Source organism: Bradyrhizobium sp. C9, assembly GCF_002532045.1.
In the GTDB taxonomy this organism is placed as follows: Bacteria; Pseudomonadota; Alphaproteobacteria; order Rhizobiales; family Xanthobacteraceae; genus Bradyrhizobium.
Window position 1 is genome coordinate 277,198 of the sequence record NZ_NWTG01000007.1, and the last position, 15,670, is coordinate 292,867.

At 66.2% G+C, this 15,670-nt stretch carries 16 protein-coding genes; 3 read left to right on the forward strand and 13 right to left on the reverse strand.

The annotated features are described in order from the left end of the window. Nucleotides 1-6 precede the first annotated feature (6 nt). Complete coding sequence (locus CO675_RS18190; RefSeq protein ID WP_097673353.1) at nucleotides 7-1,470, reverse strand: catalase; 1,464 nt, start codon at nucleotides 1,468-1,470, stop codon at nucleotides 7-9. A gap of 432 nt (nucleotides 1,471-1,902) precedes the next feature. Here CO675_RS18190 and CO675_RS41030 point away from each other — a divergent pair, with 432 nt between their 5' ends. The 3 genes from CO675_RS41030 to CO675_RS18210 all read left to right on the forward strand — a co-directional run bounded on the left by CO675_RS41030 (nucleotide 1,903) and on the right by CO675_RS18210 (nucleotide 4,611). Then, a complete protein-coding gene (locus CO675_RS41030) occupies nucleotides 1,903-2,412 on the forward strand; it encodes a hypothetical protein (RefSeq protein WP_198964646.1) in 510 nt (169 codons plus the stop codon). Nucleotides 2,413-2,558: 146 nt separating this feature from the next. Beyond that, nucleotides 2,559-3,251: a response regulator transcription factor gene (locus tag CO675_RS18205; protein WP_021075850.1), complete on the forward strand. Its 693-nt coding sequence runs from the start codon at nucleotides 2,559-2,561 to the stop codon at nucleotides 3,249-3,251. A 268-nt stretch (nucleotides 3,252-3,519) separates the two neighbouring features. Next, nucleotides 3,520-4,611: an ATP-binding protein gene (locus CO675_RS18210; RefSeq protein ID WP_198964655.1), complete on the forward strand. Its 1,092-nt coding sequence runs from the start codon at nucleotides 3,520-3,522 to the stop codon at nucleotides 4,609-4,611. A gap of 193 nt (nucleotides 4,612-4,804) precedes the next feature. On the opposite strand, the gene CO675_RS18215 is transcribed toward CO675_RS18210, so the two are convergent. The 12 genes from CO675_RS18215 to CO675_RS18270 are packed head-to-tail and all read right to left on the reverse strand — an operon-like array spanning nucleotide 4,805 to nucleotide 15,664. Continuing rightward, nucleotides 4,805-5,431: an FMN-dependent NADH-azoreductase gene (locus tag CO675_RS18215; protein WP_097673262.1), complete on the reverse strand. Its 627-nt coding sequence runs from the start codon at nucleotides 5,429-5,431 to the stop codon at nucleotides 4,805-4,807. A gap of 9 nt (nucleotides 5,432-5,440) precedes the next feature. After that, nucleotides 5,441-7,012: an isochorismatase family protein gene (locus tag CO675_RS18220; RefSeq protein ID WP_097673354.1), complete on the reverse strand. Its 1,572-nt coding sequence runs from the start codon at nucleotides 7,010-7,012 to the stop codon at nucleotides 5,441-5,443. A gap of 18 nt (nucleotides 7,013-7,030) precedes the next feature. Beyond that, nucleotides 7,031-7,879 (reverse strand): MBL fold metallo-hydrolase, encoded by an 849-nt coding sequence (locus CO675_RS18225; protein ID WP_097673263.1) that lies wholly within the window; start codon nucleotides 7,877-7,879, stop codon nucleotides 7,031-7,033. A gap of 57 nt (nucleotides 7,880-7,936) precedes the next feature. Further along, nucleotides 7,937-8,827 carry an amidohydrolase family protein gene (locus CO675_RS18230; protein ID WP_097673264.1) on the reverse strand — a complete coding sequence of 297 codons (891 nt, stop codon included), beginning with the start codon at nucleotides 8,825-8,827 and terminating at the stop codon, nucleotides 7,937-7,939. Next, complete coding sequence (locus CO675_RS18235; RefSeq protein ID WP_097673265.1) at nucleotides 8,824-9,942, reverse strand: vWA domain-containing protein; 1,119 nt, start codon at nucleotides 9,940-9,942, stop codon at nucleotides 8,824-8,826. Before CO675_RS18235 ends, CO675_RS18230 begins: the two co-directional genes overlap by 4 nt. After that, entirely contained in the window at nucleotides 9,939-10,820 is an 882-nt protein-coding gene (locus CO675_RS18240) for an AAA family ATPase (protein ID WP_021075857.1), read from the reverse strand. Before CO675_RS18240 ends, CO675_RS18235 begins: the two co-directional genes overlap by 4 nt. Nucleotides 10,821-10,829: 9 nt before the next feature. Beyond that, nucleotides 10,830-11,852 (reverse strand): xanthine dehydrogenase family protein molybdopterin-binding subunit, encoded by a 1,023-nt coding sequence (locus tag CO675_RS18245; protein WP_028333322.1) that lies wholly within the window; start codon nucleotides 11,850-11,852, stop codon nucleotides 10,830-10,832. 2 nt (nucleotides 11,853-11,854) lie between these two features. Next, complete coding sequence (locus tag CO675_RS18250; protein WP_097673266.1) at nucleotides 11,855-13,447, reverse strand: xanthine dehydrogenase family protein molybdopterin-binding subunit; 1,593 nt, start codon at nucleotides 13,445-13,447, stop codon at nucleotides 11,855-11,857. Between the two features lie 12 nt (nucleotides 13,448-13,459). Beyond that, a complete protein-coding gene (locus tag CO675_RS18255) occupies nucleotides 13,460-13,939 on the reverse strand; it encodes a (2Fe-2S)-binding protein (RefSeq protein WP_097673267.1) in 480 nt (159 codons plus the stop codon). Nucleotides 13,940-13,945: 6 nt separating this feature from the next. After that, the gene (locus CO675_RS18260) at nucleotides 13,946-14,764 is read right to left on the reverse strand and encodes an FAD binding domain-containing protein (protein ID WP_097673268.1); all 819 of its coding nucleotides are present in this window, start codon (nucleotides 14,762-14,764) and stop codon (nucleotides 13,946-13,948) included. A gap of 15 nt (nucleotides 14,765-14,779) precedes the next feature. Continuing rightward, complete coding sequence (locus tag CO675_RS18265; protein ID WP_097673269.1) at nucleotides 14,780-15,223, reverse strand: SRPBCC family protein; 444 nt, start codon at nucleotides 15,221-15,223, stop codon at nucleotides 14,780-14,782. A 3-nt stretch (nucleotides 15,224-15,226) separates the two neighbouring features. After that, on the reverse strand, nucleotides 15,227-15,664 hold the full coding sequence (locus tag CO675_RS18270) for an SRPBCC family protein (RefSeq protein ID WP_092124412.1): 438 nt from the start codon (nucleotides 15,662-15,664) through the stop codon (nucleotides 15,227-15,229). Between the last annotated feature and the right edge of the window lie 6 nt (nucleotides 15,665-15,670).

Consider the following 15,670-nt stretch of genomic DNA (forward strand, 5'->3'; position numbering starts at 1 on the left):
TTTCCCCTAAAGCTTGCTGTCGGCAAACCGCGCGAGCGCATCCGCGACGCCCTTGCCGTAGGCCGGATCGGCCTTGCTGCAATTCGCAACATGCCGTTCCTGGATGTGCTTCGACGCCTGGCCAGCCTGGCGGGCGGTGTTGTCGAACAGCGCCTGCTTTTGCGCGGCATTCATCTTGCGGAACAGATCGCCCGGCTGCTGCCAGTGGTCGTCATCCACGCGGTGATCCCAATGCGCGGCCGCGCCCGAGATCTCGAGCGGCGGCTCGTTCAGCTGCGGCTGGTCGGTCCACTCGCCGTGGCTGTTCGGCCAATAGGTCAGCGTGGCGCCCAGATTGCCGTCGGTGCGCATCGCACCGTCGCGGTGATAGCTGTGGAACGGGCATTTCGGCGCGTTGACCGGGATCTGGTGGTGGTTGGCGCCGAGCCGGTAGCGCTGTGCGTCGCCGTAGGAGAACAGGCGGGCCTGTAGCATCTTGTCCGGCGAATAGCCGATGCCGGGCACGACATTGGCCGGTGTGAATGCCGACTGCTCGACCTCGGCGAAGAAGTTCTCCGGGTTGCGGTTGAGCTCGAAGTGACCGACCTCGATCAGGGGATAATCCGACTTCGGCCACACCTTGGTCAGATCGAACGGATTGAACGAGAATGCCCTTGCCTGCGCATCGGTCATCACCTGGACGAACAACGTCCAGCGCGGGAAATCGCCGCGCTCGATGCTGTTGAACAGATCGCGCTGGTGGCTCTCGCGGTCCTTGCCGACTAGTGCTTCGGCCTCGGCGTCGGTCAGGTTCTGGACACCCTGCCGGGTGCGGAAATGGAATTTCACCCAGACGCGCTCGTTGTTGGCGTTGATCATGCTGTAGGTGTGGCTGCCGAAGCCGTGCTGGTGACGGAAGCTCTTCGGAATGCCGCGCTCGCTCATGACGATGGTGACCTGGTGCAGCGCTTCCGGCAGCAGCGTCCAGAAGTCCCAGTTCATGTCGGGGTCGCGTACGCCCGTGCGCGGATGGCGCTTGATCGCGTGGTTGAGGTCGATGAAACGCAGCGGATCGCGGAAGAAGAACACCGGCGTGTTGTTGCCCACCACGTCCCAATTGCCTTCGTCGGTGTAGAATTTCAGCGCAAAGCCGCGGAGGTCGCGCTCAGCGTCCGCCGCACCGCGCTCGCCGGCAACGGTCGAGAACCGCGCGAACATCGGCGTCTGCTTGCCGATCTGCGAGAAGATGCTGGCCTTGGTATAGCGCGTGATGTCGTGAGTAACGGTGAAGGTGCCGTGCGCGCCGGCGCCCTTGGCGTGCATCCGGCGCTCCGGGATCACTTCGCGGTGAAAGTGCGCCAGCTTCTCGATCAGCCAGACATCCTGCAAAAGCGCCGGCCCGCGTGGACCCGCCGTCATGATGTTCACATTGTCGGCAACGGGTGCGCCGGAGGCGTGGGTCAGAAACGGTCTCTTGATCTCGTCGCTCATCGAAAGCTCCTTGCTGAAGGTCAGCACCCGTCGTCCCGGCGCCGAGAGGAGCCGGGTGAAGGACGGTTGCATCGCGGATGGGTTACGGCGCCGCGACGAGGAGACCCGGTGATCGACAAATTGTGAACCGGATCTGCGATCCCGCCGCGACGAAGTCGCTTCTTGGATGGGCGCAGGATTAAGAAACCCGTCGGATCAATTCAACGCGCGGCACCCGCTGATTCCAGCCAAATGTCCGTCGATCCCGGCCAACGCCGTCGCGGCGTTCTATCCGGTCGTTTGCTGCGCGCGCCGGCGCGTTCGCCAATCCTAAATCCGGCGTCAGAATCTGGCGCATTTGTCAGTTGAAGTCGGCCTCACGCTTGCGTCTTCTGATCATGCTCTGCATGCGGCGACACGAGGTTCGCCGCGGTCCCAATCAGGGAGGATTTCATGACGAACAGGCTCTTCACGGTTCTCACGGCGGCGACGTTCGCTGTCAGCGTTGCGCTTGCACCCGTAGCCTTCGCCAGAGGTGGCGGCGGTGGCGGTGGTGGACACGGCGGCGGCGGCGGCCATGGCGGCGGTTTTGGTGCTGCCATGGGCGGCGGCATGCACGGTGGCGGTTTCGGTGGCGGGATGCATGGCGGTGGTTTCGGCGGCGGGATGCGCGGTGGAGGTATGGCATTCGCCGCCATGGGCGGCGGCGGACACTTTGTCGGTGGGCATTTTGGCGGCGCGCGCTTTGCAGGTGCACCGGCATTCGGCCCGCGGTTTGCCGGCGCCGGATTCCATGGCTCGCGCTTCTTCCATCATGGCGGTTTCTTCCACCACCACCGCTTCCATCGCTTCGCCTTCTTCGGCGGGCCCGCCATCTATGCCGATTACTATGACGGCTGCTACCGCAGGGTATGGACGTCTTACGGGCTGCAATGGGTCAATGTGTGCGGGGACTATTGGTGATCGCCCAACGAACCGCACCGTTGTCGCGGTCGTCGCCAGGCGTTCCATCCAGCCCCGGAATGGGATAGTCTGGCGGCGACCGTTGCGGGGCGCTCGGAGAGTTTGAGAACTCGGGGAGTTCAGGACAACTCGGAGAGTTCAAGGACATGACCGGAGCTCACCGCCGCATTCTCGTCGTCGAGGACGATCCGGAAACCGCGGGTCAACTCGTCGAGGAACTCACCACCAGCGGCTATGATGTGGATCTGGCAGCGAATGGCCGCGAGGCGCTGAGCCAGGGGGCGGCCCGCGATTATGCCGTGATCACGATTGATCGCATGCTGCCCGACATCGACGGCATCACGGTGATGCGTCAGATGCGCGACGACGGCATCGCGGTTCCGTTTCTCATCATCAGCGCGCTCGGCGAGGTCGATGACCGCGTGCGTGGCTTGCGCGCCGGCGGCGACGATTATCTGGTCAAGCCGTTTTCCTTTGTCGAGCTGCTGGCGCGGCTGGAGGCGCTCGGCCGCCGCAGCGAGACCGTCGCCAAGGAGACCATCCTGCGGGTCGGCGATCTCGCGGTCGATCTGATCGCGCGGACGGCGAGCCGCCGCGGCCGCAAGATCCCGCTGCTGCCCAAGGAATTTCAGCTGCTCGAATATCTCGCGCGCAACGAAGGCCGTGTGGTGTCGCGCGCCATGCTGCTGCAGCACGTCTGGGATCTGCACTTCGATCCCTCGACCAACATCATCGACGTCTATGTCGGCCGGGTGCGCCGCAAGGTCGACGACCAGCAAGCCTATCCGCTGATCCACACGATCCGCGGCATCGGGTACTGCCTCCGTGCTCCTGGCTAAAACCCTCAGATCGTCGACGTTTCGCCTGGCGTTGATCGCCATCGGTACGTTCGGCCTCATGGTGTCCGTGATCTTCGCCTATGTCTACTGGTCGACGCTGTCCTATGTGCGCGACAGGTCCGACCGCGCCATCATGACCGAGCAGGCAAGCCTCGATGATGCCTATGCGCGGTCCGGCCGCGATGGCCTGACTGCATTGATTGCGCAACGGATCGCGAACAAGGGTTTTGCCGATCAGGTCTATCTGCTGGTCGGCCCCGGCGCCGCGGTGCTTGCGGGAAATCTCACGCAATGGCCAGCGGACACCGTTGGGGACGGCTGGACGGAGTTTCGAACCTCGCTGCCTGCGCTGCCTTCAGGAACTGCGCTCGTGCGCGCCGTGGCGAAGACCTTGCCGGGCGGTGATCGGTTGCTGGTCGGCCGCGACATCAGCGATCTCGACGGCTTCATGGCGCAGATCAGGGCCGCGGGCATCGCGGTCGTCGTGCTGATCATCGGCCTTGCGGCGGCCGCCAGCATCGGGGTCACGCGGCGAACGGTCGGCCGGATCGAGTCGATCAATGCGACCAGTCGCGCCATCATGCTCTCCGGCCTCGACCAGCGCATCCCGCTCCACGGCAGTCATGACGAATGGGATCGGGTCGCCGAGAACCTCAATCTGATGCTGGATCGGATCCAGACCCTGATGGGCGACGTCAAGCAGGTCAGCGAGAATATCGCCCACGACCTGCGCACGCCGCTGACCCGGATGCGCGGCCGGCTCGAGAAGGCCTATCACGCCCCGCGCAACGGCGAGGGCGATGCGGCGCTGATCGGCGACACCATCGCCGATCTCGATGCGGTGCTCGGGATGTTCGCATCGATCACGCGGATTTCCGAGATCGAGACGCGAGCCCGCAAGGGCGCATTCCGCACCGTCAATCTGGTCGAGATCGCAGGCGAGGTGGTCGAGCTCTACGATGCTGCCGCCGAAGAGGTCACCACCCATCTCGATCTTGCCGGCGATCCGGCGGTGCTGGTCACCGGCGATCGCGACCTCCTGTTCGACGCCATCGCCAACCTCGTCGACAATGCCATCAAGCATGGCCGTCCGGGCGGACGGGTGACCGTGACCTGCGACAACGACGAGGGCGGGCCGGTGATTTCGGTCGCCGATGACGGCCCCGGTATTCCGGCCGAGCAGCACGATCGCGTCTTCAAGCGCTTCTACCGGCTCGAGCAGAGCCGCTACACGCCGGGCAATGGCCTCGGCCTCAGCCTGGTCGCGGCGGTCGCGAGCCTGCATGGCGCGCGCATCGAATTGCGCGACAACGCGCCGGGACTGTTGTGCAGGCTCGTGTTTCCGCCGACGGAATCGTAGCATAGGTTGGTGCTGTCGCGAGACGTATGGCTCATAACTCCGTCCACACGCTCGCCGTCGTCCTGGCGAAGGCCAGGACCCATTACCCCAAATGACAATTGTTGTGCAGCGCTGGAGCCACATCTCGTTCACAATCAAATGCGGTGGTTATGGGTCCTGGCCTTCGCCAGGACGACGATACGGTGAGAGCAGGTCAAAACCGCGCCGCCATCTCCGCGAGTCTCCGATGCGCAGCATCGCGGGCTGCGTGGATCGGCTCCATCGGCCCGGTGGTCGGACCGATCGGCACGAAGCGGACGTCGCTGATACCGATGAAGCGCAGCACCTCGCGCAGATAGGGCGTGGCCATGTCAATGCGGCCGCGGTTCATGCCGGTCACGAAGTCGCTGCCGCTGGCGATGATCGCGACCGTCGGGCGGTCCTTGAGCAGCGGCAGATAGCCTTGCGCCGGGTCGAAGCGGAAGGTCAGTCCGGGCTGGATGATGACGTCGAGCCACTGCTTGAGCTTGTAGGGAATCGAGAAATTCCACATCGGCGTCGAGATCAGCACGCGATCGGCCAGCGACAGCCGCAGCGCCAGGCGCTCGGCGACGGCGAAGGCGTCGTGCTGCGAGTTGGTGAAGGTCTTGCCGCCGATCCGGGCGTATTTCGCCTCGAGCAGATAACCCTCGAACTCCGGCAACGGCTCGCGCCAGAGGTTCATGGCGTCGATCTCCCAGTCCGGCCGCATCTCGCGGAAGCGATCGAGAAAGACGCGCGCGCCGGCTGCCGATTCCGAATCGGCGCGGGGAGAGCAGCTAAGATGCAGCAGCTTCGGCACTGCGCCTCCTCAGCCGAGCGCCTTGATGACGGTGTCGGCGTTAGTCACGACGGAGACGTTCTGCAGCGCGAAATTGATCGCCGCGTTGTGCCAGTCGGCGTTCATGGTCGAGCAGCAATCCTCCGGCACGATCATGAAATAGCCCTTGTCGGCGCCGGTGCGCGCGGTGTGCTCGACCGACATGTTCGTCCAGGCGCCGGTGTTGATGATCATGTCGCGGCCGGTGGCTTTCAGGATGGTCTCGAGCCGCGTGCCTTCCCAGGCGCTCATCCGCATCTTCTCGACCACGAAATCGCCCGGGCGCGGCTCGAGCCCGGAGACCGGCGCCGCGCCCCAGCTGCCGCGCACCATCGCCTTGCTGTCGACCAGCCCTTCGAACAGCGGGGCGTTCAGTGTCACGCCCGGCGCGCCCGGCTCGACCACGAACCAGACATGGATGATGGTGACGCCGCGCGCACGCGCTACCTCGGCGACGCGGCGAACATTCTCGACGACATGTTGTTGGCGGGCATGGGCGGGCGCACCGGACTCGGCGAACGCGCCGCCGTCCATGATGACGTCGTTCTGCATGTCCTGGATGATCATCGCGCAGCGTTGCGGATCGATCTGCATCTCGCCGGCGGCGAGATTGGGTGCGGAGGGGGACGTTGTGGCCCCAGCGCTGCCGCGCTTGCCGGTCATATGGGGCTCGTTGCGCGGCCCGACCTTGGTCGGGATCGCGTAGACTGAATGGGTCGCGGTCAGGTAGAGGGTGCGGAAGTCGGCGCCGCCCCAGGCGAGGTTGGCGACGAGCTCGGGCAGGCGGACCTTGCCGAGCAGGTCGCCAGCGGGCGAATAGACCCACACGCCGCCGGGCGCGGTGACCCAGACATTGCCGCGCTGGTCGCATTTCATGCCGTCGGGCAGGCCGGGCTCGAGCTCGGAGCGGATGCCAGAGGCGAACACGCGCGGATTGCCGAGCGTGCCGTCGGCGCCGACATCGAAGGCGCGGATCAGCGCCTGCACGGTGTCGTTGACATAGAGGATGCGCTCGTCGGGCGAGAAGCACAGTCCGTTTGGTTGCTCGAACAGATAACGGTCGACCAGCAGTTTCGGCGCGCCGCCGCCCGACGGCACGCGGTAGACGCCCTGGAAGCCGAGCTGGCGCGGCCGCTCGACGCCATAGACCGGCATCCGGCCGTACCAGGGATCGGAGAAATAGATCGCGCCAGAGGAATGCACGCAGACGTCGTTCGGACTGTTGAGCTCCTGGTTCTCATAATGCGAGGCCAGCACCTCGCGCCGCCCGTCGGGCCGCTCGCGGATCAGCGAAGAGGTCGCATGCTCGCAGACGATCAGGTTGAGATCGGCATCATAGGTCATGCCGTTGCATTTGTTCGACGGACGCTTGATCTCGACCACGCCGCGCCGCGCATCCCAGCGCCGGCGCACGTCGCCGGGCATGTCGGAGAACAGCAGGAAGTGATCGACCGGGTGCCAGATCGGCCCCTCTGTGAAGTCGAAGCCGGTGCCGACCTGGCCGACCGGCGCGTAGGGGTCGATCAGGTCTTCGAACTCCGCACGCAGCGTGACATGTGTCATCGCGTTCATCCTCCGCGTCTACGCCGGGAACCAGCTGCGTTGCGGCAGGCTCTGCACGACCGGCCCGGGCACCTGGTCGTGCAGGCGGCCGACCACCATGCCGCCCTCGATCTTGGCGGGACGATCGTGCACCGGCAGCAGATAGCGCGAGCTCGAGAGCAGCTTCTTGATCGCGGCCTTCTCGGCGCGTTTGCTGGTGCCGTGGTTGCCGGTGGTGCGCGGCTCGGCGTCCTGGATTTCGTTGAACGGCGTCACGATCTGGTCGTTGAAATCATAGATCACGTCGCCGCAGATCGTGGCGATGCCGTCGGCGGTGTGGACGTGGATGTTCATCGAGCCTTCGGTATGAGCGTTGGCGGCATCGCAATAGACGCCGGGCATCAGCTCGACCGGACCGGTGGTCTCGAGATCGAGGAAGCGCAACGCGCTCTTGGTGTGCAGGCGGTCGATCAAATGCTTGATGTCGGGTGCGGGATATTGCGGGTGCATCAGGCCGGAGACCGAATATTCCAGCTCCTTGCGGTTGACGACGACAGTCGTGTTCATCGGGAACAGATCGTCCTTGCCGGCATGGTCGATGTGCAAATGGGTGTGGCAGACGAAACGGACGTCGCCCATCCGCACGCCGTGGCGGGCGAGCTGGTTCTCGATCATGTTCTCGTGGAACTGAAGACCGCGCATGCCGAGCGTTTCCATGATCTGGTTGGAACGGTAGCCGGTATCGACCAGCACGGGGTAGGGGCCGCCGAGGATCAGGAAGCCGAGCGTCAGCACGCGGCGGGTGCGGCCGCAATTGTGCCCGAGCACGAGAAAGCTCGATTCCAGCTCGATATCGCCATAGTCCAGAATCTTGATCTCCAACGGCATCTTTCTCCCTCCCGATTCGTGTTCGTTGTTGTGTTCGTGTTCGTGTTCGCGGCGCGCCTATGGTCCCAGCCGATAGACCCGCGCTGCCGTCGTGCTGAAGATCGCCTCGCGCTGCTCGCGGCTGAGCCGTTCGGCGGCCGCCTTGAACGCGTCGATGAGATCGCGGTAGCTGGTCCACAGTTTCTCGATCGGAAAGTTCGAGCCGAACAGGCAACGGTCGGCGCCGAAGATTGCGACCGTGTCGATCGCGACGCCGGCGATATGCGCGGCATCGTTACGGTGGATGAAGGTGCCGAGTCCGGACAGCTTCGACACCACGTTGGGACATTGCGCAAGCCGTGCCATGCCGGCGCGCCAGGCAGCGCGGCCCTGCGGCGACAGATCCTCCAGCATCCCGGCGTGCTGCAGGATGAAGGTCACGTCGGGGCAGGCTGCGGCGAGACCGGCGGCATCGGCCATCTGCGGCGCGAACACCTGCAGGTCGAAGCTCCAGCCATAGTCGGCGAGGTAGCCGACATTGCGCCGGATCGCCGGGTCGGTGCAGAGATCGGGACGGGCAGCGAAGCGATAGAGCGGGTTGTCGTGCCAGTGCAGCTGCATGCGCACGCCGCGCACCAGCGGATAACGCTTCAACCGATCGAGCTGCGGCCGGACGTCGTCGACGGAAAAATCGGCATAGGCGACGAGGGCGTGCGGCCAGCCGTGCCGATCGGCGGTCTGCTGTACCCAGGCCGCCTCGTCCTCGAACTGGCCGTTCGGCCAGTTGGTCTGGACATAGACCGAGCGGGTGACACCGCTGCCCTTGAGGTCGTCGAGATATTCCTCGATCGGATAGTCGCGGCGGATCGGCTCGTAAGGGCCGAAGATGCGCGGCTGCATCGGGCCGGACAGCCAGGCGAGATCGGCCTGACGCCAGATGTGATGATGTCCGTCGACAATGCCGGTCACGCAGCTCTCCTTGTTGCAAGCGACAGCAGATGCGCGACGACCGCCGCGCTCGATCCGCCGTCCACGAGATCATCGACGAAGCGCTGGATCGCGATCAGCGCCTCGGTTTGCGGCTTGAAGCCGGGCGCGGTCGCGAGCGGCGTCAGCCAGCTCACCCGCCAGGCCCGGCGCGACAGTTTTGCAACTGCATCGCGCAATGCGGCCGGATCGCCGCGCTCCAGGCCGTCGGAGACGATCACGACCGCGGCGCCGCGGGCATATCCGCCGAACCGCGGCACCGCGAGGAACGCCTGCAGCGCGTCGCCGATCCTTGTGCCGCCGTCCCAGTCGCTGACCAGGAAGGAAGCCGCGTTGAGCGCCTGCTCGCGCCGCTTCAGCCGCAGCGCCGACGTGACGCGGGTCAGCCTTGTGCCGAAGGTGAACACCTCGACATTGCCGGCCGCCTGCACCAGCACATGCGCGAGCCTCATGTTCTCCTCGGTGCGCGCCTTCATCGAGCCGGAGACGTCGATCAGGAACAGGATCTTGCGCGGGCGCTGGCGGCGGCGCATCCGTCCGAGCCGCAGCACCTCGCCGTCATTGCGGACGCTGTCACGCAGGGTGCGGCGCAGGTCGGCAAATGGGCCGCTCCTCGCGCGTCGTCGCCGGTGGCCACGGCGCCGTGGCAGCCGCTTTGCTGCCTCGCGCGCCAATCGGCGCAGCGGATCGCTGGTTGTGGTCTGGGCAAAGCGGCGCTCGACCAGTGCCTCGGTGCGCGCCGCGGCGAGGCCGGACTCATTGGCCTCGTCGGCAAGCGGCGGCTCGTCCTCGCCGCGGCCCTCCTCCTGCAGGCGAACGGTCTCCTCGTCCTCGCCCTCGGCCTGCTCGATCGCATCAGCGCCGTGGAAATGGACGTCGAACAGCCGGTCGTACGTCGCGCGGCGCTCCGGCGGGGGCGCCAGCGTGGCAAGCCCGGCCCGGCGGATGTGCTCGAGGCTGCGTGGCCCGAGCAGTTCGATCGCGGCGAGGAAGCTCGTCGTCTGCTCCGGCGCGACCAGGAAGCCGTTGGCGCGCAGCAGCGCGACGAATGATACGAAGATCCGCGCGGCACGCGGCAACTGGCGATCGTCACTCACGCGGCTGCCTCCGCGATGATCGCATCGAGCCGGGGTGAGATGAAATGTAGGTCTTCCTCGTCCTTCAGCGCGACGCCGATCGAGCGCTTGAAGGCGTCCGGCCAGCGCGCGCCGCCCTTGTTGAGCAGGGTTGCGGCCTCGGCCCAGTCGACCGCTTCGGCAATGCCCGGCGCCTTGCTCAGCGGCTCGCGGCGCAGCCGGCCGACCGCGGCGACCACGGCGCGGGCAGTCGCCTCGGCGACGCTGGAGGCGCGCATCATCACGATCCGCGCCTCGCGCTCGGCGTTGGGATAGTCGATCCAGTGATAGACGCAGCGCCGCCGCAGCGCCTCGTGCAGGTCGCGCGTCCGGTTCGAGGTCAGTACGACGACCGGATGCTCGGCGGCGCGGATGGTGCCGCGCTCGGGGATCGAGATCTGGAAGTCGGAGAGGAATTCGAGCAGGAACGCCTCGAATTCCTGGTCGGCGCGGTCGATTTCGTCGATCAGGAGTACGGTCGCGTCAGGCGCGCGCAACGCGGCGAGCATCGGGCGCTCGATCAGGAACGATTCGCCGTAGATGTCGATGCTCTCTTCGCCCGCCTGCCGGATCGCCAGCATCTGGCGCGGATAGTTCCACTCGTAGAGCGCCGCCGCGGCGTCGATGCCCTCATAGCATTGCAGCCGGATCAGCCGGCGGCCGAGCACGGCGGCGATCGCTTTCGCTGCTTCGGTCTTGCCGACCCCTGGCGCGCCCTCCAGCAGCAGCGGCTTGCCGAGCGCCAGCGAGAGATAGGACGCCGTCGCGATGCCGTCGTCGGCGAGGTAATAGGCCGCGCGCAGCGCCTTCTCCAGCGCCTCGGGGCTGTCGATGCCGACGATGTTGCTGCGGACCGGCATGAGTTGACCTCAGCGACGTGGCTGCGGTCGCGCGCCGCCCTGCGCCTTGATTGCGCGCAACACTTTCTCTGGTGTGATCGGCAGATCGTCGATCCGGACGCCGACCGCGTTGAAGATCGCGTTGGCGACCGCGGGTAGCACCGGATTGGCGCACATCTCGCCGGGCCCCTTGGCGCCGAACGGGCCATCGGGTGCCGGGCGTTCCAGCACCGCGATGTCGTGCGGGCAGATGTCGCCTGGGCCCGGCATCAGGTATTCGACGAAGTCGCGCGGGCCATGCACCGGCTCCGGATAATAGGGCTCCGGCGTTTCGTAAAGCGCGTGGCTGACGCCCATCCAGGCGCCGCCGACGAGCTGCTGCTCGACCAGCCGCGGATTGAGTGCGCGGCCAAGCTCGTAGGCGGAATCCATCCTGACCATGTCGACCTCGCCGGTCTCGTCGTCGACCTCGACCTCGGCGACGAGGCAGGCATGCGCGTAACATGTCGCCGGCGACATCTCGCCGGTTTCAGGATCGACGTCGGACAACGGCACCAGGAAGATGCCGCGGCCGGAGATCGTCTTACCTTGCTTGAACTGCGCGGCGATCGCGACGTCCTTGGTCGAGATCGAGCGGTGCGGTGCGCCCTTGACGTGGATGTTGCCGCGCCCATCAGTCTCGAGATCGGCGGCGTTAACCTCCAGCTCCTCGGCCGCGGCTTCCATCATCACGCCGCGCGCTTCCCGCGCCGCCGCCATCACGGCGTTGCCGACGCGATGCGTGCCGCGCGATGCGAACGAGCCCATGCAGTGCGGGCCGGTGTCGGAATCCGCAGTGTCGACATAGACGTCCTCGACCGGCACGCCGAGCGTCTCGGCGCAGATCTGCCGCGTCACCGACTTCATGCCCTGGCCGAGATCGATCGAGGACAGCGCCACGGTGAACTTTCCGCTGGGGTTGGAATGCACCAGCGCCTGGCTCGGATCGCCGCCGAGATTCATGCCGATGGGGTAGTTGACCGACGCAATGCCGCGTCCGCGATGCCTGGTCATGGTCAGCGCCTCCTGGTGCCGAAGACGGATGAGAAGCGGGTGGCGCCGTGCGACGGCGCGGCCGGCCGCGGAGGCGGAGACGATGGTGGCGGTGAAGAGGGCGGTGGTGGTGGCGGCTCGCGGGTCGCGGCCGGCGCCCGGTCATACGTCGTACGCTGCTGGATCGGTGCCGCCGCCGGCGCATGCGTCTCGCGCGGCGTCAGCGTCACGGCGGCGCGGATCCCGCCACCATCCTTGCGCGACGACATCCGCTTGAAATCCTCACGGAGCGGCCATTTGGCCTTCTCCGCGGCGACCTGCACGCATTCGATCAGCGCGGTGTTCTTGGCCTCGCGCCGATGCGCCTTCATGTCGCCGTCGCGATACGCATTGAGGATCCGGAACTCCATCGGGTCCATGCCGACGAGGTGAGCGAGCTTGTCCATCTGGCATTCGATGGCGAAATCCATCGCCGTGACGCCGAAGCCGCGCATCGCGGTGGCGGGCGTCCGGTTGGTGAAGACGCAGTAGACGTCGCCATGGACGTTCGGGATCGTGTACGGGCCAGGCAGATGCGCGGCGCATTTCACCGCCGCATAACTCGACAGCCGCGTATAGGCGCCGCTGTCGAAATAGGCGCGCACCTTGCGGGTGACGACGCGGCCATCGCGCATCACGCCGTCCTTGATGTAGATGCGCTCGGCGCCGCGCGGCGGGCCGTATTGCATCTCCTCTTCGCGCCCGAACACGTAGCGCACCGGGCGTCCGGTCAGCATCGCACCGAGGATGCAGAGCGGCTCGGTCAGCGTATCGACCTTGCCGCCGAACCCGCCGCCGACCGTGCCGCCAATGAAGTGGAAGGTGTTGGAAGGCACGTCGAGGATCTTGGCACAGGTGTCGACCGAGAAGAACAGCGCCTGCGTCGAGGTGTAGACGATGTAGCGGCCATTGGTGTCGGGTGCGGCAATCGAACCGTTGGTCTCGGTCGGCGCGTGCTCGATCGGCGACATCTGGTAGCGCTGCTCCAGCACATGGTCGGCCGAGGCGAGGGCGCGGTCGGCGTCGCCGAAGCGCAACTGCTGGCGATCGTAGGTCTCGTGATAGGTGAAGGTGTTCTTGGGATAGACCTCGTTGACCACGGGCGCGCCCGGCTTCAGGGCGTCCTCGACATCGAACACCGCCGGCAGCGGTTCATAGTCGATCTTCACCTTGGCAATGGCCTCAAACGCCTCGCGCGGGCTGTCGGCGACGATGGCGACGATCGGCTCGCCCTTGTAGCGCACCTTGTCGACCGCGAGCGACGGCTCGTCGTCCTTGCCGAAATTGATCAGGCTGAGCAGCGTGTTCAAATTGCGCGGCACGTCGGAGGCACGGATCACGCGCCGCACGCCCTGCGACCGCTCGGCCTCGGACGTATCGATGCGCCGCAGCCTTGCATGCGAATGAGCGCTGCGGACCACCTTCAAATGCAGCATGCCCTGCAGCTTGTGGTCGTCGAAATAGGGCGAGGTGCCGGTGACATGGCCGAGCATGTCCTGGCGCTGCGTGCCCTTGCCGATTTCCTTCAAATTATCGTCGCGCTCGTCGGCGAAGAGGTCCTTGCGCAGTTCCAACATGGCACTGTTCCCTTACGCGCGGGCCCGGCCGCCGGAAGCGGCTGCCAGCACGGCATTGATGATCGGCTCATAGCCGGTGCAGCGGCAGATATTGCCGGAGATCGCCTCGACGACCTCGGCGCGGCTCGGCTGCGGATTGCGGTCGAGCAGCGCTTTCGCGGCCATCAGCATGCCCGGCGTGCAGTAGCCGCACTGCGCGGCGAAATTGTCGGCGAACGCGCGTTGCAGCGGGTGCAGGTTGGGGCCGTCCTTGATGCCGTCGAGCGTCTCGACCGAGCGGCCGGCGACCGTCTCGGCGAGCGTCAGGCAGGAGAGATGCAGTTCGCCGTCGATCAGCACGCTACAGGTACCGCAGCCGCCCTGGCCGCAGCCGAATTTCGGCGTCATGTCGCCGATCAGCTCGCGCAGCGCGACCAGGAGGTTGGTACCGCCGTCGACAAAGATCGCGACGTCGCGGCCGTTGTGGCTGAATTGCAGAGGTGTCTTGGCCATGACGATCTATTCCTGACCGGACAACAGGCGCCGGAGATGGACGCCGACGATCTCGCGGCGATACCAGGCGCTGGCGAGCGCATTGTCGCCGGGGGACGTTCCGTCGACCGCTGCGGCAGCGGCCGCGCCGATCGTGGAGGCATCGAGCGCGCGGCCTTCCAGCGCGCGTTCGGCGGCGCGGGCGCGGATCGGTGTCGGCGCCATCGAGCCGAGCGCGACGCGGGCGCCGACTATGCGGCTGCCGTTGACCGGCAGATGCACCGCGAGCGTGATCACCGCGCCGCCCTTGGGCTTGATCCGCGCGATCTTGCGGTAGCGGAAGGCCTCAGGGCTCCCGGGCTTGGCAAAGGAGATCGCGAGCACCAGCGCGCCGGTCTGCCGGTCGCGCGATTGCAGGAATTCATCGATTGGAATTTCGCGGCCGCCGAGCCCGCCCTGCACCGACACGACGGCATCGAGCGCAAGCATCGCGACCGTGAAGTCGCCATACGGCACCGGCGCGAACAGGTTGCCGCCGACCGTGCCCATGTTGCGCACCGCCGGTCCGCCGATCGAGCGTGCAGGAGCGTGCAGGAAGCCAAGATCGCGCTCCGCCAGGATGCGCGCGAAGGTGACGCCGGCGCCGAGCGTGATGCGCGAGCCCGAGGCGTCGATCCTTGTCATCGCCTGGTCACTGGCGCGCACGACGGTCGAGATCGAGATGTCGCCCTCGTTCAGCGCCCGCATCACCAGCGTGCCGCCGCCGAGATAGCGAGCGCTGCGATCCGACGACAGCGCCGCCGCGGCGTCTTGGGTGCTGGTGAAGGTCTTCACCGTGATTGGCATGATGTCCTACCCCGCTTACGCGGCCTCCTTGAGATGCCGGCGGATGGCGTCGAAGCCGGCCTGGTAGATGTCTTCCGAAACCATGTGCGTGATGCGGTCCCTGTCCTCGGTCCGTGTCGTGAAGCGCGACTCCCAGTGCCAGAAGGTGCGGTCGCCGTCCGTGACCGGCAGCAGGCGGACATGCGCCACGTAGTTGAACATCGGGACGGGCGTATCGAGCAGGCAGTAGCTGAACGATTGTTCGAGGTCGGACAGCGCCAGCAGCTGCTCGCGCAGCTCGGCGCCATCCTTCAGCTTGAAGCGCCTGACACAGCCGATCCTGTCGGGCGGTTGTGCCCGCTCGATGCCGCTGGTCGCGACCGCCGGGTGCCAGCGGTCATGGCCGTTGAAATCGCGCAGCAAGGCCCAGACCGCATCGGTCGGTGCATCCAGGATCGTGCTTTTGACGATATGCGGCACGGCCTATCCCCCGAATGCCCGCTTCAGCGCGTCGAACCCGCCCTGGAACACGCCGCCGCCGATGTTGTTGACCAGTTCCGCCTCGCGCTCCGGCGCACAATCGAACTCGGCCGTCCACTCCATGAACGTCTGGTCGCCGTCGGTGACCGGCGTCAGCCGCAAGGTCGCGACGTAGTTCTCGACGCCCATCGGCGATTCCAGGATCGAGTAGGTGCAGAACATGTCGTAGTCGGACAGGCCGAGCAGCTTTTCCCTGATCCGATCGCCGTTGCGCAGACGGAAATCCCTGACGCAGCCGATCTTGTCCGAGGGTTCGCCGCCCTCGATCCGGCTTTCGGCGATCGCGGGATGCCAGTTCGGCAGCCCATTGAAATCGCGGACACGAGCCCAGACCCGGTCGTTGCGGGCGTTGACGACAGTGGAGACATAGACGCGTGCCATGTTGCG